This is a genomic window from Winogradskyella sp. 3972H.M.0a.05, from assembly GCF_040493455.1.
Classification (GTDB): Bacteria; Bacteroidota; Bacteroidia; order Flavobacteriales; family Flavobacteriaceae; genus Microcosmobacter.
This window is the reverse complement of sequence record NZ_JANFDA010000001.1, coordinates 386,681-410,018: the sequence shown is the minus strand read 5'-3', so window position 1 is coordinate 410,018 and position 23,338 is coordinate 386,681. Positions and strand designations below refer to the sequence as shown.

26 protein-coding genes and 1 tRNA gene are annotated in these 23,338 nt (G+C 35.1%); 14 read left to right on the top strand and 13 right to left on the bottom strand.

Going from position 1 to position 23,338, the window contains the following annotated elements:
* Positions 1–19: 19 nt before the first annotated feature.
* The 4 genes from mce (at position 20) to NCE97_RS15940 (ending at position 2,039) form a co-directional block, all read left to right on the top strand.
* Positions 20–418 (top strand): methylmalonyl-CoA epimerase, encoded by a 399-nt coding sequence (gene mce / locus NCE97_RS01860; protein WP_353777170.1) that lies wholly within the window; start codon positions 20–22, stop codon positions 416–418.
* A 91-nt stretch (positions 419–509) separates the two neighbouring features.
* Positions 510–583, top strand: a tRNA-Ile gene (locus NCE97_RS01855).
* Positions 584–1,132: 549 nt separating this feature from the next.
* A complete protein-coding gene (locus NCE97_RS01850) occupies positions 1,133–1,528 on the top strand; it encodes a hypothetical protein (protein ID WP_353777169.1) in 396 nt (131 codons plus the stop codon).
* Between the two features lie 250 nt (positions 1,529–1,778).
* The gene (locus NCE97_RS15940) at positions 1,779–2,039 is read left to right on the top strand and encodes an Fjoh_0651 family PID-CTERM protein (protein WP_503065118.1); all 261 of its coding nucleotides are present in this window, start codon (positions 1,779–1,781) and stop codon (positions 2,037–2,039) included.
* A gap of 2 nt (positions 2,040–2,041) precedes the next feature.
* On the opposite strand, the gene NCE97_RS01845 is transcribed toward NCE97_RS15940, so the two are convergent.
* Positions 2,042–2,632 (bottom strand): riboflavin synthase, encoded by a 591-nt coding sequence (locus NCE97_RS01845; RefSeq protein ID WP_353777168.1) that lies wholly within the window; start codon positions 2,630–2,632, stop codon positions 2,042–2,044.
* Positions 2,633–2,690: 58 nt separating this feature from the next.
* On the opposite strand from NCE97_RS01845, the gene pdxA reads away from it, so the two are divergent.
* The 6 genes from pdxA to accC all read left to right on the top strand — a co-directional run bounded on the left by pdxA (position 2,691) and on the right by accC (position 7,690).
* The gene (gene pdxA, locus NCE97_RS01840) at positions 2,691–3,731 is read left to right on the top strand and encodes a 4-hydroxythreonine-4-phosphate dehydrogenase PdxA (protein ID WP_353777167.1); all 1,041 of its coding nucleotides are present in this window, start codon (positions 2,691–2,693) and stop codon (positions 3,729–3,731) included.
* 81 nt (positions 3,732–3,812) lie between these two features.
* On the top strand, positions 3,813–4,352 hold the full coding sequence (locus NCE97_RS01835) for a YceD family protein (protein ID WP_353777166.1): 540 nt from the start codon (positions 3,813–3,815) through the stop codon (positions 4,350–4,352).
* A gap of 8 nt (positions 4,353–4,360) precedes the next feature.
* A complete protein-coding gene (rpmF, locus tag NCE97_RS01830; protein WP_353777165.1) occupies positions 4,361–4,564 on the top strand; it encodes a 50S ribosomal protein L32 in 204 nt (67 codons plus the stop codon).
* Positions 4,565–4,741: 177 nt separating this feature from the next.
* Positions 4,742–5,740: a beta-ketoacyl-ACP synthase III gene (locus tag NCE97_RS01825; protein ID WP_353777164.1), complete on the top strand. Its 999-nt coding sequence runs from the start codon at positions 4,742–4,744 to the stop codon at positions 5,738–5,740.
* A gap of 24 nt (positions 5,741–5,764) precedes the next feature.
* Positions 5,765–6,253 carry an acetyl-CoA carboxylase biotin carboxyl carrier protein gene (gene accB / locus NCE97_RS01820; RefSeq protein WP_353777163.1) on the top strand — a complete coding sequence of 163 codons (489 nt, stop codon included), beginning with the start codon at positions 5,765–5,767 and terminating at the stop codon, positions 6,251–6,253.
* Positions 6,254–6,337: 84 nt separating this feature from the next.
* The gene (accC, locus tag NCE97_RS01815; protein ID WP_353777162.1) at positions 6,338–7,690 is read left to right on the top strand and encodes an acetyl-CoA carboxylase biotin carboxylase subunit; all 1,353 of its coding nucleotides are present in this window, start codon (positions 6,338–6,340) and stop codon (positions 7,688–7,690) included.
* A 50-nt stretch (positions 7,691–7,740) separates the two neighbouring features.
* Here the strand turns inward: accC and NCE97_RS01810 are convergent, their stop codons facing one another.
* From NCE97_RS01810 to NCE97_RS01760, 11 genes are all read right to left on the bottom strand, one after another.
* Positions 7,741–8,334 (bottom strand): hypothetical protein, encoded by a 594-nt coding sequence (locus tag NCE97_RS01810; RefSeq protein ID WP_353777161.1) that lies wholly within the window; start codon positions 8,332–8,334, stop codon positions 7,741–7,743.
* A 137-nt stretch (positions 8,335–8,471) separates the two neighbouring features.
* Positions 8,472–8,900: a phage holin family protein gene (locus NCE97_RS01805; protein WP_353777160.1), complete on the bottom strand. Its 429-nt coding sequence runs from the start codon at positions 8,898–8,900 to the stop codon at positions 8,472–8,474.
* Positions 8,885–9,322: a TIGR02594 family protein gene (locus tag NCE97_RS01800; RefSeq protein WP_353777159.1), complete on the bottom strand. Its 438-nt coding sequence runs from the start codon at positions 9,320–9,322 to the stop codon at positions 8,885–8,887. Before NCE97_RS01800 ends, NCE97_RS01805 begins: the two co-directional genes overlap by 16 nt.
* A gap of 486 nt (positions 9,323–9,808) precedes the next feature.
* A complete protein-coding gene (locus tag NCE97_RS01795) occupies positions 9,809–10,309 on the bottom strand; it encodes an endonuclease V (RefSeq protein ID WP_353777158.1) in 501 nt (166 codons plus the stop codon).
* 17 nt (positions 10,310–10,326) lie between these two features.
* Entirely contained in the window at positions 10,327–10,692 is a 366-nt protein-coding gene (locus tag NCE97_RS01790) for an immunity 22 family protein (RefSeq protein WP_353777157.1), read from the bottom strand.
* Between the two features lie 4 nt (positions 10,693–10,696).
* Positions 10,697–10,909, bottom strand: coding sequence for a hypothetical protein (locus NCE97_RS01785; protein ID WP_353777156.1), 213 nt, complete (start codon positions 10,907–10,909; stop codon positions 10,697–10,699).
* A gap of 129 nt (positions 10,910–11,038) precedes the next feature.
* Positions 11,039–11,482 carry a hypothetical protein gene (locus NCE97_RS01780; protein WP_353777155.1) on the bottom strand — a complete coding sequence of 148 codons (444 nt, stop codon included), beginning with the start codon at positions 11,480–11,482 and terminating at the stop codon, positions 11,039–11,041.
* A gap of 163 nt (positions 11,483–11,645) precedes the next feature.
* Complete coding sequence (locus NCE97_RS01775) at positions 11,646–11,909, bottom strand: hypothetical protein (RefSeq protein ID WP_353777154.1); 264 nt, start codon at positions 11,907–11,909, stop codon at positions 11,646–11,648.
* Between the two features lie 227 nt (positions 11,910–12,136).
* Positions 12,137–12,442 carry a hypothetical protein gene (locus NCE97_RS01770; RefSeq protein ID WP_353777153.1) on the bottom strand — a complete coding sequence of 102 codons (306 nt, stop codon included), beginning with the start codon at positions 12,440–12,442 and terminating at the stop codon, positions 12,137–12,139.
* 1 nt (position 12,443) lies between these two features.
* Positions 12,444–15,146, bottom strand: a complete 2,703-nt coding sequence (locus NCE97_RS01765) for an ADP-ribosyltransferase (protein WP_353777152.1) — start codon at positions 15,144–15,146, stop codon at positions 12,444–12,446.
* 59 nt (positions 15,147–15,205) lie between these two features.
* On the bottom strand, positions 15,206–18,865 hold the full coding sequence (locus NCE97_RS01760) for a hypothetical protein (RefSeq protein WP_353777151.1): 3,660 nt from the start codon (positions 18,863–18,865) through the stop codon (positions 15,206–15,208).
* A gap of 346 nt (positions 18,866–19,211) precedes the next feature.
* Between NCE97_RS01760 and NCE97_RS01755 the strand changes: the two genes are divergently transcribed.
* Genes NCE97_RS01755 through NCE97_RS01740 form a run of 4 tightly spaced genes read left to right on the top strand, consistent with a single transcriptional unit; the run spans position 19,212 to position 22,935 of the window.
* On the top strand, positions 19,212–20,021 hold the full coding sequence (locus tag NCE97_RS01755; protein ID WP_353777150.1) for a S24 family peptidase: 810 nt from the start codon (positions 19,212–19,214) through the stop codon (positions 20,019–20,021).
* Positions 20,022–20,036: 15 nt separating this feature from the next.
* Positions 20,037–20,414, top strand: a complete 378-nt coding sequence (gene rnpA / locus NCE97_RS01750; RefSeq protein ID WP_353777149.1) for a ribonuclease P protein component — start codon at positions 20,037–20,039, stop codon at positions 20,412–20,414.
* 10 nt (positions 20,415–20,424) lie between these two features.
* Entirely contained in the window at positions 20,425–22,059 is a 1,635-nt protein-coding gene (locus NCE97_RS01745) for a S41 family peptidase (RefSeq protein WP_353777148.1), read from the top strand.
* Positions 22,060–22,101: 42 nt separating this feature from the next.
* The gene (locus tag NCE97_RS01740; RefSeq protein WP_353777147.1) at positions 22,102–22,935 is read left to right on the top strand and encodes an OmpA family protein; all 834 of its coding nucleotides are present in this window, start codon (positions 22,102–22,104) and stop codon (positions 22,933–22,935) included.
* Here NCE97_RS01740 and NCE97_RS01735 read toward each other — a convergent pair.
* Entirely contained in the window at positions 22,932–23,336 is a 405-nt protein-coding gene (locus NCE97_RS01735; RefSeq protein WP_353777146.1) for a VOC family protein, read from the bottom strand. The two genes, NCE97_RS01740 and NCE97_RS01735, sit on opposite strands and share 4 nt — an antisense overlap.
* Positions 23,337–23,338 lie beyond the last annotated feature (2 nt).

The window sequence follows — 23,338 nt, the reverse complement described above, 5'->3', positions numbered from 1 at the left end:
ATTATTTCAACTAAAAACTATGAAAAAAATAGAACATATAGGCATCGCAGTAAGAGATATTGAAGCTTCAAACAATGTATTTAAAGCACTTTTTGGTGAGGCACATTATAAGATCGAAGACGTAGAAAGTGAAGGTGTAAAAACATCGTTTTTTAAGTGTGGCCCCAATAAAATTGAACTACTACAAGCTACACATGCAGAAAGCCCTATCGCGAAGTTTATAGAAAAGAGAGGTGAAGGCATTCACCATATCGCTTTTGCCGTTGATAATATTGACGCAGAAATAGAGCGATTGTTAGGAGAAGGATTTGACTTAATACATAAAACTCCAAAAGCTGGGGCAGATAATAAGCTAATCGCTTTTTTACATCCCAAATCTACAAATGGCGTTTTGGTGGAGCTTTGCCAGGATGCATAGGCTTAAATTGATTCAAAATCCTTGTAGGGTATTAAAATATATAGTAATATTGCACACTCTTCACAAATGAAGAGATTGGTGTCAACCTATAGGTCCTATAACTCAGTTGGTTAGAGTATCTGACTCATAATCAGAAAGTCCCTGGTTCGAGCCCAGGTGGGACCACAAATTTAAGGGAAGGCTTTAGTTAAAACTAGAGTCTTTTTTTATGGGAAAATTTAAAGACCAAGAAATTTATACTGAACGAAGTCAGAGCAGGTTTAGTTGGTATCACAGTAAAAAGCCTTTCTGCTTATAGAAAGGCTTTTTTTATTAAGATAGGATTAATAGCTAAAACAAAAGGCGTCAAAGTTTTAGTCTTACCAAATCTTGCATTCTTACGCAACTGAATCCCCACAATTCTTGTGTAAGAAATTACATAACAAAGTAATTGGTTTTTACTTAAATCGCCTGTGTCTAAATCGAATAAATAAGCAGTATATCGAAAAGTAGGAAAATTCAACATTTCTTAACATGCTATTATTATTGAATAGTACGGAAATTCCACACTTTCAAGCTATTCGTTGAAGTGCAAAAATTTACTCTTATTTAATATATTAGCCATAACCTCTCTAATTTTTATAGCATCCCCTAGTGCTTATAATTGCTTATACAATGTATATGGTTACTGTCTTAGTAATCATGCTTTTTAGTTAATTATAATTTGAAGAAAGTATGGCACATGTATTAGATCATCCGAATATATCTCATGCGCATGAGTGGTTAAGGATGTTAAAGGCACAAACAAATATTTCGTATAACAAATTAGGGAGTTATATAAGTTATTCTGGAGTGGGTTTCAAAAAGGCTTTAGATAATGAGCGGTTAACCTTGGATCAAATAAAAGTTATTGCAGCAGGTTTAGGGTATTACGCAGCTTTTATTTCAGACATTAAAAAAATAGATGAAATCTACATAAGACAATTGGCATTAGATGTCAATGAAAATTTAGAACGATTGTTAGAAGTTGAAGTATTTCAGGAAATAATAGATACACTCGCAACAGAAAAATTGTACGAAATTAGTAGAGACAAGGAAAGCCTTATTCGGTTCTTTAACAAGGGCTTCTGAGCTTCTTTAAATAAGGTTGACAATACTGTTTTTTTCTTGCATAATTTTAGTAACTTGTGGCATCTCCCTATGAGTCTATAACAGTTAACTAAATTTTTATAGCGTTTTACAATTAATTAATTCGTTTTGAGTTAAGTATTTGTAATAAAAAACTATCTTTGACACTTGAAAAAAAGTAGGTTGGCTAACCTTAAAAACCCATAAATGTTAAGAAAAACTGCATTTTGTCGAATTTTTTTACTTTTTATGGATGTTTTTTAAGCGATTTTATTTTGCTGGCTCGCTTTTTTTAATATTTTTACGCAATAATATGAATTTGCAAAACAAAAAGATACACGCCTCAATCTTATTTTGCACGATAAGTTTTGTAAGTATTGCCCAAGGTGGCAACCCACCCCCACCTATGCCACCTCCACCTCCTGGATTACCCATAGATAATGGAATACTAATCCTATTCTTGGTAGCTTTGGCTTATGGTATTATTAAAAAGTATAAGATCGCTAATAACTAGGTCTAGTTATTCATCTCAAAAAGTCGTTTTACATATTTCCCCACAACATCAAACTCTAAGTTTACAATATCACTAACTTTCATATCCTTAAAGCTTGTATGCTCATATGTATATGGAATTATGGCAACACTAAATTGGTTTGGTTTGGAGTTAACCACTGTAAGGCTTACACCATTTACTGTTATTGAACCCTTCTCAATAGTGATATTGCTTAATGACGTGTCATATTCAAAAGTAAATACCCAACTACCATTTTCAGATTCTACAGAAATACATGTAGCCGTTTGGTCTACATGTCCTTGAACAATATGACCATCCAAGCGATCTCCCAATTTCATGGCGCGTTCCAAGTTTACAATAGACTCAATCTGTAAATCTCCAATATTACTCTTCTGTAATGTTTCGTTGATTGCTGTAACTGTATATTCTTCAGCATTAATATCTACAACCGTTAAGCAGACACCGTTATGAGACACGCTCTGGTCTATTTTCAATTCTCCAGTAATATTGCTCTTTATGGTTATGTGTAGATTATCTTTCTCTGTTTCAAGATTAGTAACTACCCCTAAATCTTCTATAATTCCTGTAAACATAGTGTCTTAAATACGTACCTTTGTCGCGGTAAAATTATAGATAAAAGATAGGACTTTAATGGAAAAAGAGGAAAAAATAAGAGTTGGTATTTCTATTGGTGATCTAAATGGGATAGGATCTGAAATTATCATTAAGACATTTGAAGATCCGCGAATGCTAGACTTTTGTACGCCTATAATTTTCGCATCTCAACAGAGCATGTCTTTCTTTAAAAAGCACTTTAACAGTAAAATCAATTTTCATTTTGCGAATTCTATTAACCAGATTAAACATAGCAAGGTAAATGTTGTCAACAGCTGGAAGGGCAATGTGAATATAAAATTTGGAGTAGAAGATAAAAAGATTGGTGAATTTGCCATTAAGTCTTTAGAAACTGCAGTTAAAGCGCTTAAGAGTAATGCTATTGATGCCCTGGTTACTGCTCCTATAAATAAGCACAACATTCAATCCGAAACCTTCAAGTTTCCTGGACACACAGATTATCTAGCAGAACAGCTAGGCGGTCAAAGTTTGATGTTTATGATTACCGAAAACTTAAGAGTTGGCTTGTTAACTGATCATGTCCCTGTGAAAGACGTTTCAGGTCACATCGATGAAGCTTTAATTATAAGTAAGGTAAATACAGTGCACGAAACTCTTAAGAAAGATTTCAAAATTGCTAAGCCAAAAATCGCTTTATTAGGAATTAATCCTCATGCTGGCGACAATGGGGTTATTGGTAAAGAAGATGATGATATTATAAGACCTACACTATTAAAGTTGAAAGAAGAAGGCAAACTAGTGTTTGGTCCTTATTCCGCAGATAGTTTTTTTGGATCAAATTCTTATAAAAACTTCGATGCTATCTTAGCTGCTTATCACGACCAAGGGCTTATCCCTTTCAAAACTATTTCTTTTGGAGAGGGTGTCAATTTTACAGCAGGACTAAGCAAAGTGCGTACCTCGCCAGACCACGGAACCGCATATGAAATAGCTGGCAAGAACAAGGCGGATGAGACCTCTTTTAAAGAAGCTGTATTCAAAGCAATACAGATTTTTAGAAATAGAAATGAGTACGAAATCTATGCTTCTAATCCATTAAAAGTAGCATCAAACTAGATATCAACATTTTTTGTTCATAACCTTATTTGGTTAAACAAAAAATTTATATATTTGCAGGCTCAAAATGAATGCGTTGTTATGAGGGATTTAAAGGAATATACAATTCCTTTCGTAGGATTAAAATTAGGAAAACATCATTTTGAGTACGAAATTGATAATTCGTTCTTTGAACATTTTGAGTACGATGAGTTTAATGCAGTAAGCATTGCATCAGAATTATTGTTTGAAAAAAAGACAACACTTTTAGAGTTGAGCTTTAATGTCAATGGTTCTGTAAATGTTAATTGCGATCTTACTAACGAACCTTTTGATTTGCCTATAGATGGTGAATTTAAATTAGTGGTGAAGTTTGGAAGTGATTATAATGACGATAATGAAGAGATTTTAATCATTCCTCACGGAGAATATGAAATCAATGTTGCACAATACATCTATGAACTTATCGTATTATCGGTTCCACAAAAGAAAATTCATCCTGGTGTAGAGGATGGTACTTTAGAATCGGATATACTTAAAAAACTAGAAGAACTAAGTCCAAAATTGGACGAGAATAATGATAAATCAGAGGATATAGATCCTCGCTGGCAAACATTAAAGAAACTATTAACGGATAAATAACATTTATAATGGCACATCCTAAGAGAAAAATATCAAGAACAAGAAGAGACAAAAGAAGAACTCACTATAAGGCTTCTGTGCCTCAAATTGCAACTTGCCCAACTACAGGTGAGCCGCATCTTTACCACAGAGCTCACTGGCACGAAGGTAAATTATACTACAGAGGTCAGGTACTTATAGATAATTCTGAAAAAGAAGAAAACTTAGCATAAGTATTATGCGCGCATATAATAAAACGCTCCGTTGTGGGCGTTTTTTTTATGATTAATTTTTCAGTCTCTTAAAAACAACTTAATTTGCACAAAATTTGGCCATTTTTAATAAAAATCGAACTAAAACTGCCGGTTTTTAATGTTTTTTGGTCATTTTTTATTAAACCGAGATTCTAAATGAATACGATTTCAGCCGCAATTACAGCCGTTGGCGCTTACGTTCCAGAATACGTGTTGTCAAACAAAATCCTGGAAACTATGGTGGATACCAATGATGAATGGATTACCACCAGAACAGGAATCAAAGAACGCAGACTGCTCAAAGAGGAAGGTAAAGGCACCTCTTATATGGCTATCAAAGCTGCTCAAGATCTTCTCAAAAAAAGACAATTAGACCCTAAAGACATAGATATGGTTATCGTGGCAACAGCCACTCCAGATATGCCTGTAGCTTCTACAGCAGTATACACTGCTTCAGAGATTGGCGCAACTAATGCGTTTGCATATGACTTATCCGCTGCATGTTCTAGTTTCCTTTATGGAATGTCTACAGCTGCTAGTTATATTGAGTCTGGTAGATATAAAAAAGTCTTATTAATAGGAGCTGATAAAATGTCTTCTATTATTGATTATGAAGACCGCGCAACTTGTATCATCTTTGGAGATGGTGCGGGAGCTGTATTGTTTGAACCCAATGAAGAAGGCTTAGGCTTACAGGATGAATATTTAAGAAGTGATGGCGTAGGTCGTGAGTTTCTTAAGATTGATGCAGGTGGATCTATCCTACCTCCAAATGAAGATACTGTAAAAAATAAGCAGCATTATGTATTCCAGGATGGAAAAACTGTGTTTAAGTTTGCGGTATCCAATATGGCAGATGTAAGCGAAAAGATTATGAAGCGTAATGACCTAAACCACGAAGATGTGGCTTGGTTGGTACCGCATCAAGCTAACAAACGAATCATAGCTGCTACGGCAAACAGAATGGGATTAGATGAAGAAAAAGTAATGCTAAACATTCATAAATACGGAAATACAACTTCGGCAACGCTTCCGTTATGTCTTCATGATTACGAATCTCAGCTTAAAAAAGGAGATAACTTAATATTTGCTGCCTTTGGTGGCGGATTTACTTGGGGCTCAATTTATCTTAAATGGGCTTATAATTCTAACTAAAACTAACTAAACATCACAATAACTATGGATTTAAAAGAAATTCAAAATCTAATCAAGTTTGTAGCCAAATCTGGTGCAAGTGAGGTGAAATTAGAAATGGATGACGTTAAAATTACCATTAAAACTGGTAGTGACGACAAAGAAACAGCGACAATAGTACAGCAAGTTCCTGTAGCTGCTGCGCCTGTAGCTGCTACACCAGCACCTCAACCTGTTGCTGCTGCAGAACCTCAAGCACCTGCTGCCGCTGCACCAGCTGAAGATGACTCTAAATACATTACCATAAAATCGCCTATCATCGGAACTTTCTACAGAAAACCTTCTCCAGACAAGCCTGTGTTTGTTGAAGTAGGTAGCTCAATTAAGGAAGGTGACGTACTTTGTGTTATTGAAGCGATGAAGCTTTTCAATGAAATTGAATCTGAAGTTTCAGGTAAGATAGTGAAGATTTTAGTTGATGATTCTTCTCCAGTCGAATTTGATCAACCATTATTTTTGGTAGACCCATCATAACCTATTGAAAATTCCAACATACAAATCCCAAAACCCAATTATTTGGATTTGGTACTTGGAAATTGAATTTTTAAAGCAAAAGTTATGTTCAAAAAAATACTGATTGCCAATAGAGGTGAGATTGCACTACGTGTTATCAGAACCTGTAAAGAAATGGGAATAAAGACGGTTGCCGTTTATTCTACTGCAGATGCAGAAAGCCTTCATGTGAAATTTGCTGACGAAGCTGTTTGTATTGGTCCTGCTCCTAGTCCAGAATCTTATTTGAAAATGTCCAATATTATTGCTGCTGCAGAAATTACAAATGCAGATGCAATTCACCCAGGATATGGTTTCCTATCGGAAAATGCCAAGTTCTCTAAAATCTGTGAAGAGCACGATATCAAATTTATTGGTGCTTCTCCGGAGATGATAGATAAAATGGGAGATAAGGCTAACGCTAAAGCTACTATGAAAGCAGCTGGCGTACCTTGTGTACCTGGAAGTGAGGGTGTGATTGAAGACTATGAAGAGTGCGAAAAGCTAGCTGAAGAAGTTGGTTATCCTGTAATGCTTAAAGCTTCTGCTGGTGGTGGTGGAAAAGGAATGCGTGCCGTTTGGAAAAAAGAAGACCTAAAACCAGCTTGGGAATCTGCAAGACAAGAATCTAAAGCGGCGTTTGGAAATGATGACATGTACATGGAGAAGCTTATTGAGGAGCCTCGCCATATCGAAATACAAGTGGTTGGTGATTCTAGAGGAAAAGCTTGTCACTTATCTGAGCGTGATTGCTCTGTGCAACGTCGTCACCAGAAACTAACAGAAGAAGTACCTTCTCCTTTTATGACAGATAAGTTGCGTAAAGACATGGGAGAAGCTGCGGTTCGTGCTGCAGAGTACATCAACTATGAAGGTGCTGGTACAGTAGAATTCTTGGTAGATAAGCATCGTAATTTCTACTTCATGGAAATGAACACACGTATTCAGGTTGAGCACCCAATTACTGAACAAGTAATTGATTTTGACTTGATCCGTGAGCAAATCTTAGTCGCTGCTGGTGTACCAATTTCTGGTAAAAACTATACACCAAACCTGCATTCTATAGAGTGTCGTATCAATGCTGAGGATCCATTTAATGATTTTAGACCATCTCCAGGTAGAATTACAACACTTCATGCTCCTGGTGGTCATGGTGTGCGTTTAGATACGCATGTCTATGCTGGTTATATCATTCCGCCAAACTACGATTCTATGATCGCCAAGTTGATTACAACTGCTCAAACTAGAGAAGAAGCGATCAATAAAATGAAGCGTGCTTTGGATGAATTCGTTATTGAAGGTATCAAGACAACGATTCCGTTCCACAGACAGCTTATGGAGCATCCAGATTATTTAGCTGGTAATTACACCACTAAGTTTATGGAAGATTTCGAAATGCAAGACGTGGATGAAGATTAGATAATAATAAATCTATATAAGCAAAAACCTCATCGTAATGATGAGGTTTTTTATTTAAACAATCTCACGCCAAGTCCAATATTGTGTGTTGGTTGTTGTATGGTATTGAAGTTAATGCGATAACTCGCAAACCATTTTCCTTTTCGGTTGTACTGAAGCCCAAGACTTATGTTATCAAACATTGCAGTGTTTCCGCCTACCTCTCCAAATACATACAATCCGCTTCGATATGTTTTAGGATATTCAATGGTCTTGGTAGTAGTGATCTCTCGAGGTACTTTCAGCTTATAAGTTAATTCACTGTCTAGCAATCGTCCTTTAATCAAACTATAGGTAAAAATGTCTATATCGTCATTACTTAGTGTATCTCTATAGACTTTAGCTTCAATATAGTGCTCAGGAATTTCAGAAGCAGTCGTATCTTCAATAATTTCTGAAACATCATTAGTGTCTACATAAACAGTTTTGTATTGTGTGGTTTGAATCTTGAAGGTGTCAATTTTCGTTTGCCAAACCGTATCTCTTATTATGGTTACTTTAGGCTCCACTGTTTCTCCCTTACTTGAGCATTGCTTATTGAGAAGATTTAGTAGCAATAAGGTGAGGATGATTAGTAGTAATATCTTTTGTGTGCTTATTTTCATGAGTTCTTTTTTTAGTTTTTTGAGATTTATCAACTACGCTCCAAATGGCAATAGGTTTAAGAAAGCCTCCTTCTCCAGCGGTTTTCGCTTCCTGAAATACCATTGGAGAAGTCATAGGCTCTGAATGTTTTCTTGGATTACTTATTAGGCTCTTCTTTGTCCGAATCTTCGTCTGTAAGAGACTCTAAAGTGTCCTTAAGTGGTGTTAACTTTATGAGGTTTATTAATGCTTTAAAAGGATTGATACCGTAAATCGCATTATAATTCTCCAAGATGGATTTTATCTCCGCAATGGCTATAAAGCCTGCAATAATTTTTAGAAAAGGTACTTCGTTGACGATGTGTTTTTCTAAAAAGAATGCTGCCAAAATCACCAAATTGTAGATAAAGAACTTAGAGATGGTATGCCCTATTCTAGATCCTCTAATTGGGATGTTTTTTTTGAATGAGGCATAAGACCCTGTAATAAAGTCGACAACTATTAAAAACACCATGGTCACCATAACACCATTGACAGGCGACAGTAACGTAAGTAACCAGAACATGAATTTTATGAGTTTTTCCATTGCTTTCTTAGTTTTTTATAGTCCAACACTCTGTTTTTTGGATATGCTTTGATACATACCATATTGCGTTGGTTACCTCCTAAGACATAGACATAGCCCTTGGTTTGCTTTATGAAAAACCCAACGTGGCCTTTCCAGCTTTGTGGCGATTCTCGCCAAAGGACTACAATGCTTCCTACTCTTGGGTTAATGATCGATTCGCCTACCGAAAGCCAGCTTCGTGCTGTGAGCTTGCCAGAATATTCGTAACCACAGGTTTTTGCTACCCAATTGGCAAAGGCACTACACCAGGCTGTTTCGTCTTTGAGTTTTGCACCGTCAAAACCCAGGTCTGTAAAATATTTTATAATTCTTTGGTTGTCTTTGGAGCCAACAATTTCCTTAACGCCATACTCAGATAGCGCTTTATTAATAATGTTCATCTTAACTATTGTTTAAAAGATTACTGATTTTGGAATGGGATTAACAACGCTTGATGTAGATTGTGTATAAGGTTTTGACTGCACTTCGACTTCGCTCAGTGTCCAAACTAGAACTGATTACAAAACCTTCCTTATTATTCATCAAATCTATTGTTAGATCATTCCTTAGAACATGATGTGATTTTCACATATGTTTAATTAAAAGATTTAAGCAGACCAAACCTGTACCAAAGGTTACTTTAGTTATTGTTTTCTCAACCAGAATAGGGTTTAACCTAGGTTTCTTAGTTTCTACTTAACACGAAATTTATTGTACAAACGGATAGCCGTTGTTAGAAAAGCGAGTTCAAATATACACATTTTACAAAGAACATACAAACATTTTGCAAATTATTTTAATGTTTTTTGTAATTTGTTTAACGCTTGTCGTCTCCTTAACGAGGCTTTGACTGCGCTCAGCCAGACGGTGGAAAACAAGACAAAAAATCAAGGCGTTTTAGTAAGGCGGTCTAGGGTTCTAAGTAAGGTTGGTGTTCTGTGTGGTCCGTGCATAAATTTAATAAAATCCACAGCATTTTGAAGGTCAATGCCAATTGAAGAAATGTATAATGGTGTTTGGCTTTCGCCTCTTAGTAATGACTCGGTGGTATTGTCATTAGTGTGAAATGCTTTTTTAGCAACGCCTATTATTGGAATTTGTTTGTCTAAGGCGTTATATAGATGTCCGCCTAAACCTAGAGATAAATTATTGTCAATGTACACATGACCGTCGACTATAATGGCATCAATAGTATTAAGATCTACTTCATTTATAGCTTGTAATAAGCACGGCAGCTCCCGTTTGTAGAATTGCCCAGGAATATATTCGTCTACATCCTTGGTATATGTTGTAATAACTCGCAGAGGTTCTTTATCTCTTGCTAGAAACAACACACCAACAGTTTTGGCGTATGATGCTTTGTAATGGACGTCTAGGGCTAACAACATGTTGTAAAAGTAACCGTTTACTGGTCTTCAGAAAAATTGAATACGCCTATAAATTCTAAACCTAATCCTGATTTTGTATTACCATCGTACTCAAAATTGTAAAGTAAGATAAGGCTGTTTTTCTCAGCCCAATTGGTTTCTTGGATATGGTTTATAAAGGATTCTGAATATGAAAAACCATTAAATGCCTCTTCTTTTGAGGCAAGGTTTTCGTAAAAGTAAACCTCCTGAAATTGATTATCGATATAATCTATCTTGAAGACTTCCATAAATTGTGACGATACATCGCCTTCGTCATCGTAAACCTCTTGCATGATCTCGTTTAATCGAGATCTCGAGGCTACTGTGCCTACCCAGAGTGATACTTTGTTTTGTTGTTCCATGGTTTTAGGAATAGTGTTGTGGATTTTTTCTAATGGCTTCGGCTATTTCGTCTAGCATAGATTCACCTTTTGATTTATACGCTTCTACCTGGTTTGCAGTTAGTATCACCTCTACTTCATACAACCCAACTGTTCCGCAAACTACTGATAGTATATGTTCATTGGACGAATTTACCGACAATCTATAGTTCCACTGCTTTGTTATTAATTCTTTCATTTATAGCCATCAAGTGTTATAAGGCCTCTAAAAATACAAAAGCCACAGAGTTTCTGTGGCTTAATCTAGTCTTTAATTAGGATATTTTATTACTATCGACAAACTTGTAAAAACTCTCTTTATAAAAGGTTATTGGGTTATGACATTTCCCTTATAATAAGTTTTGCTTATAGTTTTGAGCGTGTCTTTATTGATGAAAAAAGTGAGAGAATCTTTTTTTATTACTTTAAATTGGTTTTCTCCTGGTTCATAATGTGCATTTATATATATATGATTTTCATCTTCAAAATATGTGTCAGGAGCTATGATTTTATATGCTTTAATATCAATTATATCTTTTAACGGAACAACAGAATCAATACTCTCATATCTAAAGTGAGATTGATAGATGGTATCTTTCCATTTATTGTCTTTAGATGGGTGATTAACATTTTTATTCAAGAATTTCATAACAATTTGATCGTCTGTTGTCTCATATAGATTTTCTTTAATTAAGGTATATTCATCCTTCTGATTACATGACGCCAATGTGGCAATGAATAATGCTAAAATTATTTTCTTTGTATTTTCCATAATTTAGTTTCTGTCGAATCATGATGTTCGGTAACAGCTTTCATTTCTTGATCTGTTGACATGATTTTCATTTTTTTAAAAATAGGAAAAATACTACAATCTATAAAAAGAAAAGCACACATGTTTTCATGTGTGCTTATAATTTATATATGATAGAGCCTATCTATTCTATAGGGTATTTGTTTTTTGTGTAATGAATAGTTTCATCTACCGTCTCAAATATTATCTTCGAAGCAATTTGTTTATCTATATCTATGAAAACAATTTCATTATTTTCTATTAAAACATTTATGTGTATTGATAGGTTTTTTTCAATGTCGTCTCCTGTATACCCTCCTTTCAATACTTTTTGACTATTGTCCTCTTCGATATAAACACTATACCCTAATTGGTTGAGTTTTTTCTTTATTAAATTTAATCTATTCATTGATGATCCTTAAATCTAAAAGCTACAATATCAACATTGTAGCTTTTAGGGGTTCAAATTAAGTTTTCATTTAAAATCATATCTTTCTTCATCTGGGGTACCAATAGCGAGTTAATGTTGGCTCTAACGTTCCTTTCTCATGATCTTCAAAATAATATTCAGGAAGATAATCTGTTCCAAAGGTAACTTTAACTCTCCAATAATTATTATCACATTAAACACATGAGTTATAACCCACCCTCTTTTTCAATTTTATCACGAATTATTTCTAATATTTCTGCTTGACTATTGGAACCCTTTTTTGTCAATATTTTACGGACTGTCTCTATTCTTTTAGCTTGTTCTTCTGGTGTCATTAATTCCCATGTTAATTTTTTAATTTTTGGCAGATTCCCATAATACTCTTCTCTTTCTGCTTTAATTGTATTAGTGTATTCCTCTAATTCTTTACTAGTTTTAAATCCTACAAAAATGATTGGACTTAACTCTTCATTTCTTTTTATTAATTGATCTAATTGTTCTTTTTTAGTCATGTTATTTTTCTTTTAAAATTATTTCGTATACTTCTTTTGTGTTATCTAAGGGGTTCTTGATTTTTTCAACATTTAATATATCAAACTTAGTATTAGATTTAAAAAGCACCTCGGCTTCACCTTCAATATCAGAGATAGCATCTATCAATTTACCATTCTTACCCTGTATTTTAAAAATTACATTGTGGTTAGGGTACCACTGAAACCAATTGTTTAAGAATTTATTCCAATCATATGCTGTTGAGAGAAATGCTTTTTCTATATATTCTGTTTTGCCTATAAATAGACTTTGTATTAATTCTTCCGACATTTCTACTGAACGATATAAAGTATGCTCTGCACTGTTATAGATACTATTTGGTAATTTGTCTAATGCTTTATTTAATAGTCTTTCAAAGCTTTTATACTCTGTTTTTAAATTAATTATCCCTCTTAAAGCTTTATTTAGATCACTATAAGCAGATGTTGTATAAAACATGATTATAGCTTCTTCATATATGCTTAAAACATTTTTTAAAACCCTATTTTTAGTTACATATATAACTGTATCTAAAAACTTTTTATTTCTAAATGTTAATATACATACATCTAATAAATCCTGTAAATAAGATATTAATTTTTTACCGTTTAATTTTAAGGCGATACCCAGTTGTTCTGCAACCTCAATAGCTCTTCCAACAGCAATGGGAACTCCTTTATAAATAGCTGCTATTGTATTCTCTCCTCCTTTTACAAAAACCACGCCTAATTTTTGCAACCTCTTGGCTCCTGCTCCTGCAAGCTCTGGAATAGAGGTAAAACCAACCTTAAGGATTTTTAAACCAGTTTTATTAAAATTAGGTATTTCAAGACTACGTATGGCTTTTTCTGTAAGGTCTTTTACTTTCTTATAGGTTTGAGGATTGGTGATGGTTTTTCCTGTAACCTGTAATAAATCTGCTCCAGAATTTATAAGCTTTGGTCCATAAGTGGCTGCTGCTTTTATAAATACAGGAGCACCTGTAGCTATTGTGCCAACATCATATATCTTATTCCAACTGTCTAAAAATTCTTTCCCTGGTCCTTTTTTAAAGTATGGACTGTCTTTTTCACTTTGTATAACAATATCTGCAGAAGCTAAACCTATTTCTGTTATCGTTGCATATAACATTAATGAGCCTAGGCCTGTATGTAGCGTAGCTACACCAACAACAATCATAAGTACATTTGTGCCAAAACGAATACCTTCATAAATACGTTTCCAATCTTCTACATAATCTGCATGATATATCAATATGATAGGAACATTCATGGTTATGGCCTCTCCCTTGTCGTTGTATTGCGTAAACTTTACAATATCTAAAGGGTTATAATACCCTTCAAAATATATATTGACATAGTCATAAATAGTACTTGTGCCATGATTAGTAAAAGTAAGCCCTCTTCCTATTTTACCTCGTTTTCGGTTTTTGATATAAATTTTATCTCTTTCCGTATCTGACTCTAGCCAGTATTTTATGTCAGAGTCTCTTCCGTTAAAACTGTGTCCCTTTATTACGTGTCCTTGATGAAAATGTGCACCACTAGGCTCAAAAACAGCAACACTAGAGTCATTTTCGTGCAATTGTATATAGGAATTAAGAAGTGTTACAAAAACATCTTTATTACTAATTTCTAGAGTCTTTTCGCCTATATCAAACGTTTTAGAATATTTGTAATTACCAACCAGCCTATCGAAGGCGTTTCTATCATCTAATCCATCATATATTTTTACAACTAAGCTTTGATCTTCCTTGAGCTTTTTTAAACAATACTTTGGAGTCATAAGCGTCATGATATAAAGTATATAATAACTCGCATCACTTCCTCTATCAAAATTCACAAAAAACATAAAATTTTTCCAAAGCAATTCATCTGGAAGTTTATATGGTTTCTCTCCTGTATTCTCATCTACATCGTATGCATATCTTATGTAATGTGGTAAATTTTCGTGTAAAAAAACGATCGTTTCTATAGATTTGGCTTTTTCCAGTTTTTCTACCAAGACATCATATATCTCCTTGCGCAATTTATCTGCTTCTATATCTCCATACGCTTTTTCTACAAAGAAAAATAACGTTTCAGGACTGCTTGTGTTTATTAATATTGCTTTGTTTCTACCATTGGATTGTTCTGATGATTTATAGTAGATACAATAGTCATAACTAATGGAGTTGCCAGATACATCTATATGAACATTGTGTTCATTTTTGTTTACATCATTATCTATATAACCCACTGTTGTATTTAATGATAAACTGCTGGATAAAAGACTATAGCTTATGCTTTCTGCTTCTTGATCTGTAAACGGCTTGTATTCTGTTTTCAGTTTGGGCTGTAATCTAGATTTATCTACTAAAGTTTTGTCTATTTTTTGTCCAATAAGCTCTTCAAGTTTTTTGTTTTCTCGTTTTTCTCTGGCTTTTGCAGATTCTTCTATGGCTCTTTCAATAGCTCCATGATCAATATAATTTTTTGCATCAAACTTGTGGTTTTCAAAATGGTTACGGCGTAAATCCTTGATGAGTTTTTTGACATTGATTGGAACATTAGAAATGTATGTGTTCTCATAATCATCTTGTGAAATGTGAAATGGAATCCCTAACCTGGAAGCGTAGTGGGTGCCTGTATCCCCATATGATTCTTCTCCTAAAGCTGATACTTTATGAAATTTTTTACCTCTCATTTTTCGAAATTTTAGAAAAAGGTGATGATGAATTCACCACCACCTTTTTTGTTAATTAATTAGCTAGAATACAGTGTTGTATCGCTTGTACTAGGTGATGTTAATTGTGCATCGTCTAGCTTAAAGGCGCTTGTGTTTTCTAACTGCTCTGGGTTCTCACAGTTTTCTGGTTCTGCCTCTGGGAAGATTGGTAAGGCTTGTTCAACCTCTAGACCTGCAGATTTTGCTTGTAAGATGGTCAAAGATGTTGGGATCGTTGTAATCCAGTACTTGCCTTGTGGTTCTCCTGTTGGTTCGTTGATTTCCTCAACAATACTCATGTACAATGGATCGCCAATAACAGGTGTTTCGCCACCCATCCATACGCGTCCGGTTTCTAAGAAGTATTGTACGGCTTCTTCGAACCCAGGTTTTACGGTTACAATCACTCTCGCCATACCTGCCTGCAAGAAGCTTCTGAATAGTGGATCTGTATTTTGAGTTAAATACATTTCTTGCCACTCTTTGCGATCTGCCCAGAAGTATGGGTAGAAGGTATAGTCCATAATGCTCCACTCAAAAGCTTGTTCTAGGAACTTCGCAGTAGCTGTGTACTTATCTAAATCTTCAGTAAGATTTACTTTAAAGTTTTGCATTTTATCACCTTCAGTAAAATCTTGCCCCAAAGTGGTCAAATAATTTTGTAACAGATAGGCTACACAGTTGTGCTTAAGGATATCGCCTTCTATGATACGATAGAAGTTTCCAAGAGCTTCTCTTTTCTCAGCATCTTCAGCGGCTCTTGCATCTTGCTCTGCCTCGAATTCTGCTACTTTATCATTGTGTACTTGCAGTGCTGCTTCGTAAGCTTCTATAATAACATTAAAGTTTTCTAGCTTCCAAGCATTTTTCAATGATGCTGAAGGCTCACAGTTTAGATCTAAAGTAATATCGAAGCTGCTAATGTTTCGTCCGCTAGCTGTATATGTAAAGGTGTCTGATAAATTCAGCCCAGATACAGTATTGGTACCACCTTTAGAGCGTTCGCTTCTGTGTCCACTAAAGCTAAAGTTTCCTCCTTTAAGGTTCGAGAAATTGCCCGAGAAGGGTCTGCGTCGTCCGTTTCTACCTCTTCTGTGTTCTTTTTTTCTAAACATCCATTGGACACTTCCAGATTTAGCCACATAGTCTTGTTCTATTTGAAGCGGCTCACTACTATATGTCCAATTGTGTTTGCTTTGTGGATTTCCATTAACCTGTATGATCTGCTTTTTGTTTTCTGGCTTGGCGGTTAATTGTACATTGTACATGTCTGCCCAATATTGTAACAATTGATCTGTAGCCAAAGTTGCATTCTTCATGGTATGTGGAGAAGGGGCTGTTCTTGGGTCTACTGGAGCGGTGAACGTATGCTCTGCCTTAGTAGTCGCAACCGCTAGTCTATGCAACTTAGCAGGCTCAGGAATCATAAACTCAAACATAGAACGCTTGCCGTAGTTGTATATTTGATTCTTCATTTTCTTATCTACCCATCTATAAACACCCGTGATATGTTGTGGACGCTCAGCATTTTCTCCTATACCGCCTCTATTATCATATTCGTGTACATTAGTTAATGAAACTTCTTGTATGATCTTATTGATACGCTCTTCGCTAATCTTGGATTGTACTCGCTCCATAGCTCTTTCCGTAATCTCCTTAGACTTAGTCACGGCTTGTATGTTGCTAGTTTGCTGTGCGTTATTGCTGGCAAAAGCAGTACCAACATCAATTTTCATTATTTTGGTGTCTCTTGTGAAATTGGCATGTGCATTGAAACTCTTTTGCTTGTCAATCACCTTTGCAACTTCAGTTTGCATTTCTGCGCGATTGACCTTGGTAGTATCAGATACTTTTTCAACTTCTTGAGTTTCAGAAGTAGTTATTGTTTCTTCTGTACGTGTTAATTCATTAATAGACTTGTGACGCAATTCGCTTGCCATCACGTTTTCTATATTAGAAACTTCACCTGGTACGTAAGCATGTGTACTTTGTACTACTTTCATGTATTCTGCCACACCCAATCGTTTTAGCCCAAAGTGTTTGCCTAAGGTCACTGCTGATTCTGTTCCATCATTCGTAGTATCCTCTTTTGGATCTTGATCGGTAACTACAGGAACAAGCCTAAGCATACCTGTGTAGTATCTATTGACAGTAATCGCACTCAACTGTAGCGTGGTTGATCTGCCATTAGAAAAGAAGATCTGAATACTCAAACTAGAGATGTCTGAAATCTTATTTCTTAAGAAGTTTGGAAAGACAATCTTATTATCCACCACGGCAATATTGCCAATGTTTTCGGTAACATTACCCGAACTTCTTGTTGCGTTAATGATCGCACTGCTAACAGACCAAGAAGTATTTTCCACATTGATTTGAAGCGTAACATATCCTCTTGAAGGTCCAAAAAACCCTCTTCTTTTCGCTCTTAAAATATAAGAAAGATGAGGTGTCGAAGGGGTTGGCGATGTTGAAACCGGTACAACTGCCCCTCCGATATTAATAAATTCGTCTTGTGGAAGATTGGTTTCGCTCAAGATATCACTTTCTGCCGAAAATGCTCTGGCGTTAATGTCTGAAATAACATCATCATAACTATTGTGCTTGAATGAAAGTGTTCTCGTATCTACAGTTAAATCTCCTTTTTCCGAAACTGCAACGGTAGCTCTCTTTAGGTCTACTTCACCATCAATAAATTCATCTGCAATAGCGAAATTATCCAAGAAAAACTCTAAGGATTCTTCACTCAACTGTCCATAAACATCATCCCAGTTGAGCTCATCTTTATACTTAAATGTAAACTCAGGATAATCAAGGAGATCCAACTGATCGTAAGCAGCTTTTATATCTTCTTCAGAAGCATTGGATTCTTCTAATTCATCAATATAATCTTCTTGATCGATATAGGCTGCTATGGCAGCACCATTAGTAGCATCATAGGCGTCCTTTGCTGTTTTATATGCCTTTTCATAATCCGCCCAATATTTTTCTTTTATGGCTTCAATTTCTGACTTTAGTTTTTCAAGATTTTCTTTTTCGGATAGCGCATCTTTTCCTCTTTGCAGATTTTCAAAGTCAACTTCTAATCGTCCAGCATCTTTTTCAGTTAAAATCACCTCTTCTGTAGTCGAGCTTTCTTTTTCTGAAATGGCGATGGGAATAATTATTTTAGCTCCAAATGCTCTTTTCACAAAATCATCTCCATTGATTTTTTTGAGCTTTTCATCTTTTGTATCTAAAGTCGACGCGTAACCTATATGTAGTGCCTTGATAACCTGTGCTAAGCCTTCTTTTAAATAAAAATCTTTTTGTGTTACAAATTGGTAAACTAAATTATCCCAAAGTATTCTTATAGATTCATTGCTCAACCTTTCGTATTCAGACTTGCAAAGTTCCAAGTCACTTGAGGAAAGGTCTTCTCCTTTATTTATAGACTCTCCAACCTTTTGTAAGCCATCCAAGCCCGCCTTTTCTATGTCACCTACGGATCTATAAGCACTAGACGCAAACTCTCCAGCTTTAGCCAATAAGGCCTGAAATCTGGTTTTTGTGTCAGAAGCGCTAGCTTCATCAAATACACCTGTTACATCTAATGGTCTGTGGATAAAAGCTAAGTTCTCTTTTTTTGTTTCTGTTAGATTTGGGTTTCTTAAACTCACAAACCTAAATAAGGTTTGTTTGTTCTTATTTTCTGTACTCATTTTTTAATTTTAAAGTTTATACATTCGTTTAAGTTCTTTACTTAGAACTGTTTAATTTTTCGCTTTTCTAACAGGTTCTTCGTGTACAATCGCCTTAATACAAGGCATAAACTTTAAATGCGCTGTAAATCTTAACTTATTGATTTACAGCCCAAAATTTAGATTTCAAAAAGACGTCTTGGAAAAAATCTAATCAAAAAACATTTATAATTATTACAAATGTTTGAATTCACTGCTATTTTCACTATATTAGCAACAAATCTGAGTACAAATATACATCATTTTACAAATTAATACAAACATATTTATAATTATTTTGTAAAAAGTTTTACCTGTTTTTTTACTTATGGAAGCAATAGACGATAAAATAAAAGCGATCATCAATCATTTCAATTTGAATAATTTTTCGTTTTCTAAACGTATTGGCGTTACAGGAACAACAATAGACAGTATTGTTAATGGAAGACCACAGTCTGATGGGTCTCGTAAAAAAACCAAACCTGGCTATGACGTGCTTACGGCAATTATAAAAGAGTTTGATATCAACCCAGATTACCTCTTTAACAGGAGTGACATTATGCTTAAGTCTGAAGCTGGTCAAATTCAAACATATTCAGGAATTCCTCAAGTCGTTGCTGTTAATGAAACTGGTGATGAGAATGTGGTGTATGTTCCTGTTCAAGCAAGGGCTGGTTATTTGAATGGTTATGGTGATCCGGAATATATAGAATCTTTACCTTCTTTCCATATGCCTCACCTTACTAATGGTACGTATCGTTGTTTCGAAGTAAAAGGAAATTCAATGGTTCGTACGTTTTTTGATGGCGACCTAGTTTTTGGTAAATATGTCGAAGACCTAAGAGACATAAAGGATGGTCGTGTTTATGTCATTGTTAGTAAAGCTGAAGGTGTTGTGCTAAAGCGTGTTATCAATAGAGTTGAGGAACGTCAAAAATTGATTCTAAAAAGCGACAATAAAGATGGTAACTATCCAACTTATACTATAAACGCAGAAGACATTGAAGAAATGTGGTATGTTACCATGTACGCATCCAAACAAATGCCAGAGCCCGTGGATATCTATGATAGACTTCACGATCTGGAAAGTAAAATTGTAGACCTCGAAACTGCTTTGCATCGTCGTTCTCTAAACTAGAGTTATTATAATCTAATGGATGCATCTTTCCCTAAAAAAGAAAAGCTGAAGAGCAAAATCTTGATCGATCTTTTATTTAAAGAAGGGCAATCGGTTAGTGCCTTTCCGCTAAAGCTAATCTATCTTCAGACCACGCACGATGATGAAGCTGTTATAAAAACTGGTGTGTCTGTATCTAAGCGTTACTTTAAAAACGCCGTAGATCGGAACAGAATAAAGCGCTTGATGCGTGAAGCTTATCGCCTAAATAAAGCTGATTTTTTTAACAATAGTTCAACATCTTATGCGTTTATGATTTTGTACCTTAGTAAAGATGGTACAACTTTTGAAGCCCTCAATGCCAAAATGAAGCAATTGTTTGAAAAGTTCTTGGCTACTACTTCAAATACTTAAAAAAATAATCATGAAACATCTATTACAAAAGCGAATAGTAATTCCTGTTGTTGCTGTTGTAGTTTTTATCTCTACTACTGCATTTAAAAACGATTTCTTCGAAATTGCTAAACAAATCGAAATCTTCACAACACTCTATAAAGAAGTAAACATGAATTATGTGGATGATACCAATCCTGCTGATTTAATGGATACTGCTATAAAAAGTATGTTAGACGACCTCGATCCGTATACCCAGTTCTTTAACGAGCAAGATGTGCAAGACGCAAGAATAAATAATGCTGGAGATTATACTGGAATTGGTGCTAACGTACTAACCCTAAAAGACAAACTGGTCATTGTGGAACCATACAAAGGTTATGCTGCTGATAAAGCTGGTTTAAAAGCTGGCGATGAAATTATTAAGGTGGATAATGTGTCTGTTGCAGATTTTAAAGACGACGCAGGTAACTTATTGCAAGGTGCAGCTGGAAGCAATGTAACGCTAACTTACATAAGAAACGGCCAGACTAATACGGCTTCTATACAAAGAGAATCTGTAGATATTCATGCGGTCCCTCATTATTCAATGATCGATGGTAAAACCGGATATATTGTTCTTAGAAAATTCAATGAAAAGGCTGCTTCGGAAACATTAACTGCTATGCGAGCGCTCAAAAACCAAGGCGCTCAACAATTGGTTTTAGACCTTAGGGGTAATCTTGGTGGTTTGCTTAGAGAGGCAATTAAAATTGTTAATTTCTATGTGCCTCAAAATCAATTGGTGGTAACTACAAAATCTAAAGTAAAGAAGTATAATAAAACATATTACACACCTAAGCCACCTGAAGACCTTGATATTCCTTTGGTTGTGCTTATTAATGGTCGAAGCGCTTCTGCTAGTGAGATTGTTGCTGGCGCATTACAAGACCTAGATAGAGCAGTGGTTATTGGTTCTCGTAGCTTTGGGAAAGGTTTGGTACAACGCCCAAAGCAATTAATCTATGGGACCCAAATGAAGGTTACCATTTCTAGATATTACACACCTTCTGGAAGATGTATACAGGCTCTAGATTATTGGAACAGGGATGAGGATGGTAATGCTACCAGAGTCAAAAAAGAAAACTATAACACTTTTAAAACCAAAAATGGTCGCAATGTCTTTGATGGTGGTGGTATAGAACCAGATGTGAAAATTGATTTGTCTAACCACTCACCTATCACTAAAGCGATAATGGATGAATTTTTAATCTTCAATTATGCTACTAGTTATCTGCACAAGAACTCGATTAACGATTTGGGTACATTCAAGTTAAACGATAGTGATTTTAGAGATTTCAAAGCATTTTTGAATTCTAAAAACTTCAGTTTTGAGACCAAAACTGAGAAAGCGTTTAATAATGTGTTATCTGTTGCAGATGAAGAAGGCCTCAGTTCTGAAATTCAATCCGATTTTAATGCTGTAATCAACACTATTAATTCATATAAGGCTAAAGCTGTAGACCAAAACAAGGCTCAAATAATGGCTTTACTTACAGATGAAATTATTAAACAGAACTTCTATAGCGAAGGTTTATACGATTATTATACAATCAATAATCCTGAAATAAAAAAGGCTACAGAAATACTAAATGACCCCGCTGCTTATCGTAATTATTTGCGTTAACAATTGAAAAATAGTTATATTTAAAAAGATTAATAGCCATCAATGAAGCGAATTTTCCTTACCATATTGATATTTTCGCAGTTATTGTCTGCCCAAGAGGAACGTAGGCACGAAGTGTATTTTGAGACAGATAAATATGATATTGTTTCTACCGAATACAGCCGCTTATTGTTATTTCTTTCTCAAATAGAAAACCTTGATATTGAAAAAATCTCTATTTACGGTTTCTGTGATGATAGAGGTAGTGATAATTATAATCTAGTCCTTTCTCAAAACCGTGCAGATGCTATAAAAGAAGTATTCTCTAACAACGAATTTGATGAATCTTTGATCACCAATGTTGATGGTAAAGGCGAAATACTACTAAAAATTGTTCATGAGGATGATCTTGAAAAAATCAGAGGTCTAAACCGAAAAGTAGAGATTATTGTAAAAGAGGTCTTTCCTCCTAGACCTAAAGAGATAAAAGAACCTGAAGCTGCGGATAAACTGCAAGGAGAACTTAAGGTTGGTGACAAAATACTACTCGATAATTTATTGTTTAGAACTGGTTATAGTTACTTGGTTCCTGAATCTAAAAAAACGATTGAAGAAATAGGTGATATTCTAGTAAAACGAAAAGATATTCATTTTACTATTCAGGGTCATGTTTGCTGCACTTATGGTACCCGAGATGCTATGGATCGTAAAACACGAAAGCGTAATCTGTCCGTTGCTAGAGCTAAGTTTGTATATGATTACTTAGCTAAAAAAGGAGTGAGTCGTTCTCGCATGAATTATGAAGGTTTACGTCGAAGATTCCCATTAGGTGGTGATCCAAAATTTGATAGGCGTGTTGAAATCCTTGTTACTAAGGTTGAAGGCACTTCGGATTAATCTAATATTTGTCCAAAACACAGGACGTATCCATTTATATCTTCAATTTCAAAATCTAAGTTTCCATATTCTGATTTCGATAATGGTTTCAATACAGAGACTTCTTTATTGATAAGCTCTTCATACAATGCTTTTGCATCTTCAACCCAAATGTAAACGTCCCATGCTTCCTTGCCATCACTATGATGCCACCCTGAAGCTACAAAAGGAACTTTATTAGGCCTTACATGCCCTTCTTCTTGTAACTCTCTAAGCATTAGCGTTACACCTTCTCTGCTAATTATAGTAAACTTTGGATTATGCTCATGAATCCATTCGACCTTAAAACCTAGCTTTTTGGTATAATATTCTACAGATTCTGGTACACTGTTTACGATAAGTTGAGGTGCGACGTGTTTCATAT

Bases quoted from the DNA above. Each gene is read 5' to 3' on its own strand.
- mce (WP_353777170.1), top strand. From the start codon at position 20: ATGAAAAAAATAGAACATATAGGCATCGCAGTAAGAGATATTGAAGCT.
- NCE97_RS01850 (WP_353777169.1), top strand. From the start codon at position 1,133: ATGGCACATGTATTAGATCATCCGAATATATCTCATGCGCATGAGTGG.
- NCE97_RS15940 (WP_503065118.1), top strand. From the start codon at position 1,779: ATGTTTTTTAAGCGATTTTATTTTGCTGGCTCGCTTTTTTTAATATTT.
- NCE97_RS01845 (WP_353777168.1), bottom strand. From the start codon at position 2,632: ATGTTTACAGGAATTATAGAAGATTTAGGGGTAGTTACTAATCTTGAA.
- pdxA (WP_353777167.1), top strand. From the start codon at position 2,691: ATGGAAAAAGAGGAAAAAATAAGAGTTGGTATTTCTATTGGTGATCTA.
- NCE97_RS01835 (WP_353777166.1), top strand. From the start codon at position 3,813: ATGAGGGATTTAAAGGAATATACAATTCCTTTCGTAGGATTAAAATTA.
- rpmF (WP_353777165.1), top strand. From the start codon at position 4,361: ATGGCACATCCTAAGAGAAAAATATCAAGAACAAGAAGAGACAAAAGA.
- NCE97_RS01825 (WP_353777164.1), top strand. From the start codon at position 4,742: ATGAATACGATTTCAGCCGCAATTACAGCCGTTGGCGCTTACGTTCCA.
- accB (WP_353777163.1), top strand. From the start codon at position 5,765: ATGGATTTAAAAGAAATTCAAAATCTAATCAAGTTTGTAGCCAAATCT.
- accC (WP_353777162.1), top strand. From the start codon at position 6,338: ATGTTCAAAAAAATACTGATTGCCAATAGAGGTGAGATTGCACTACGT.
- NCE97_RS01810 (WP_353777161.1), bottom strand. From the start codon at position 8,334: ATGAAAATAAGCACACAAAAGATATTACTACTAATCATCCTCACCTTA.
- NCE97_RS01805 (WP_353777160.1), bottom strand. From the start codon at position 8,900: ATGGAAAAACTCATAAAATTCATGTTCTGGTTACTTACGTTACTGTCG.
- NCE97_RS01800 (WP_353777159.1), bottom strand. From the start codon at position 9,322: ATGAACATTATTAATAAAGCGCTATCTGAGTATGGCGTTAAGGAAATT.
- NCE97_RS01795 (WP_353777158.1), bottom strand. From the start codon at position 10,309: ATGTTGTTAGCCCTAGACGTCCATTACAAAGCATCATACGCCAAAACT.
- NCE97_RS01790 (WP_353777157.1), bottom strand. From the start codon at position 10,692: ATGGAACAACAAAACAAAGTATCACTCTGGGTAGGCACAGTAGCCTCG.
- NCE97_RS01785 (WP_353777156.1), bottom strand. From the start codon at position 10,909: ATGAAAGAATTAATAACAAAGCAGTGGAACTATAGATTGTCGGTAAAT.
- NCE97_RS01780 (WP_353777155.1), bottom strand. From the start codon at position 11,482: ATGGAAAATACAAAGAAAATAATTTTAGCATTATTCATTGCCACATTG.
- NCE97_RS01775 (WP_353777154.1), bottom strand. From the start codon at position 11,909: ATGAATAGATTAAATTTAATAAAGAAAAAACTCAACCAATTAGGGTAT.
- NCE97_RS01770 (WP_353777153.1), bottom strand. From the start codon at position 12,442: ATGACTAAAAAAGAACAATTAGATCAATTAATAAAAAGAAATGAAGAG.
- NCE97_RS01765 (WP_353777152.1), bottom strand. From the start codon at position 15,146: ATGAGAGGTAAAAAATTTCATAAAGTATCAGCTTTAGGAGAAGAATCA.
- NCE97_RS01760 (WP_353777151.1), bottom strand. From the start codon at position 18,865: ATGAGTACAGAAAATAAGAACAAACAAACCTTATTTAGGTTTGTGAGT.
- NCE97_RS01755 (WP_353777150.1), top strand. From the start codon at position 19,212: ATGGAAGCAATAGACGATAAAATAAAAGCGATCATCAATCATTTCAAT.
- rnpA (WP_353777149.1), top strand. From the start codon at position 20,037: ATGGATGCATCTTTCCCTAAAAAAGAAAAGCTGAAGAGCAAAATCTTG.
- NCE97_RS01745 (WP_353777148.1), top strand. From the start codon at position 20,425: ATGAAACATCTATTACAAAAGCGAATAGTAATTCCTGTTGTTGCTGTT.
- NCE97_RS01740 (WP_353777147.1), top strand. From the start codon at position 22,102: ATGAAGCGAATTTTCCTTACCATATTGATATTTTCGCAGTTATTGTCT.
- NCE97_RS01735 (WP_353777146.1), bottom strand. From the start codon at position 23,336: ATGAAACACGTCGCACCTCAACTTATCGTAAACAGTGTACCAGAATCT.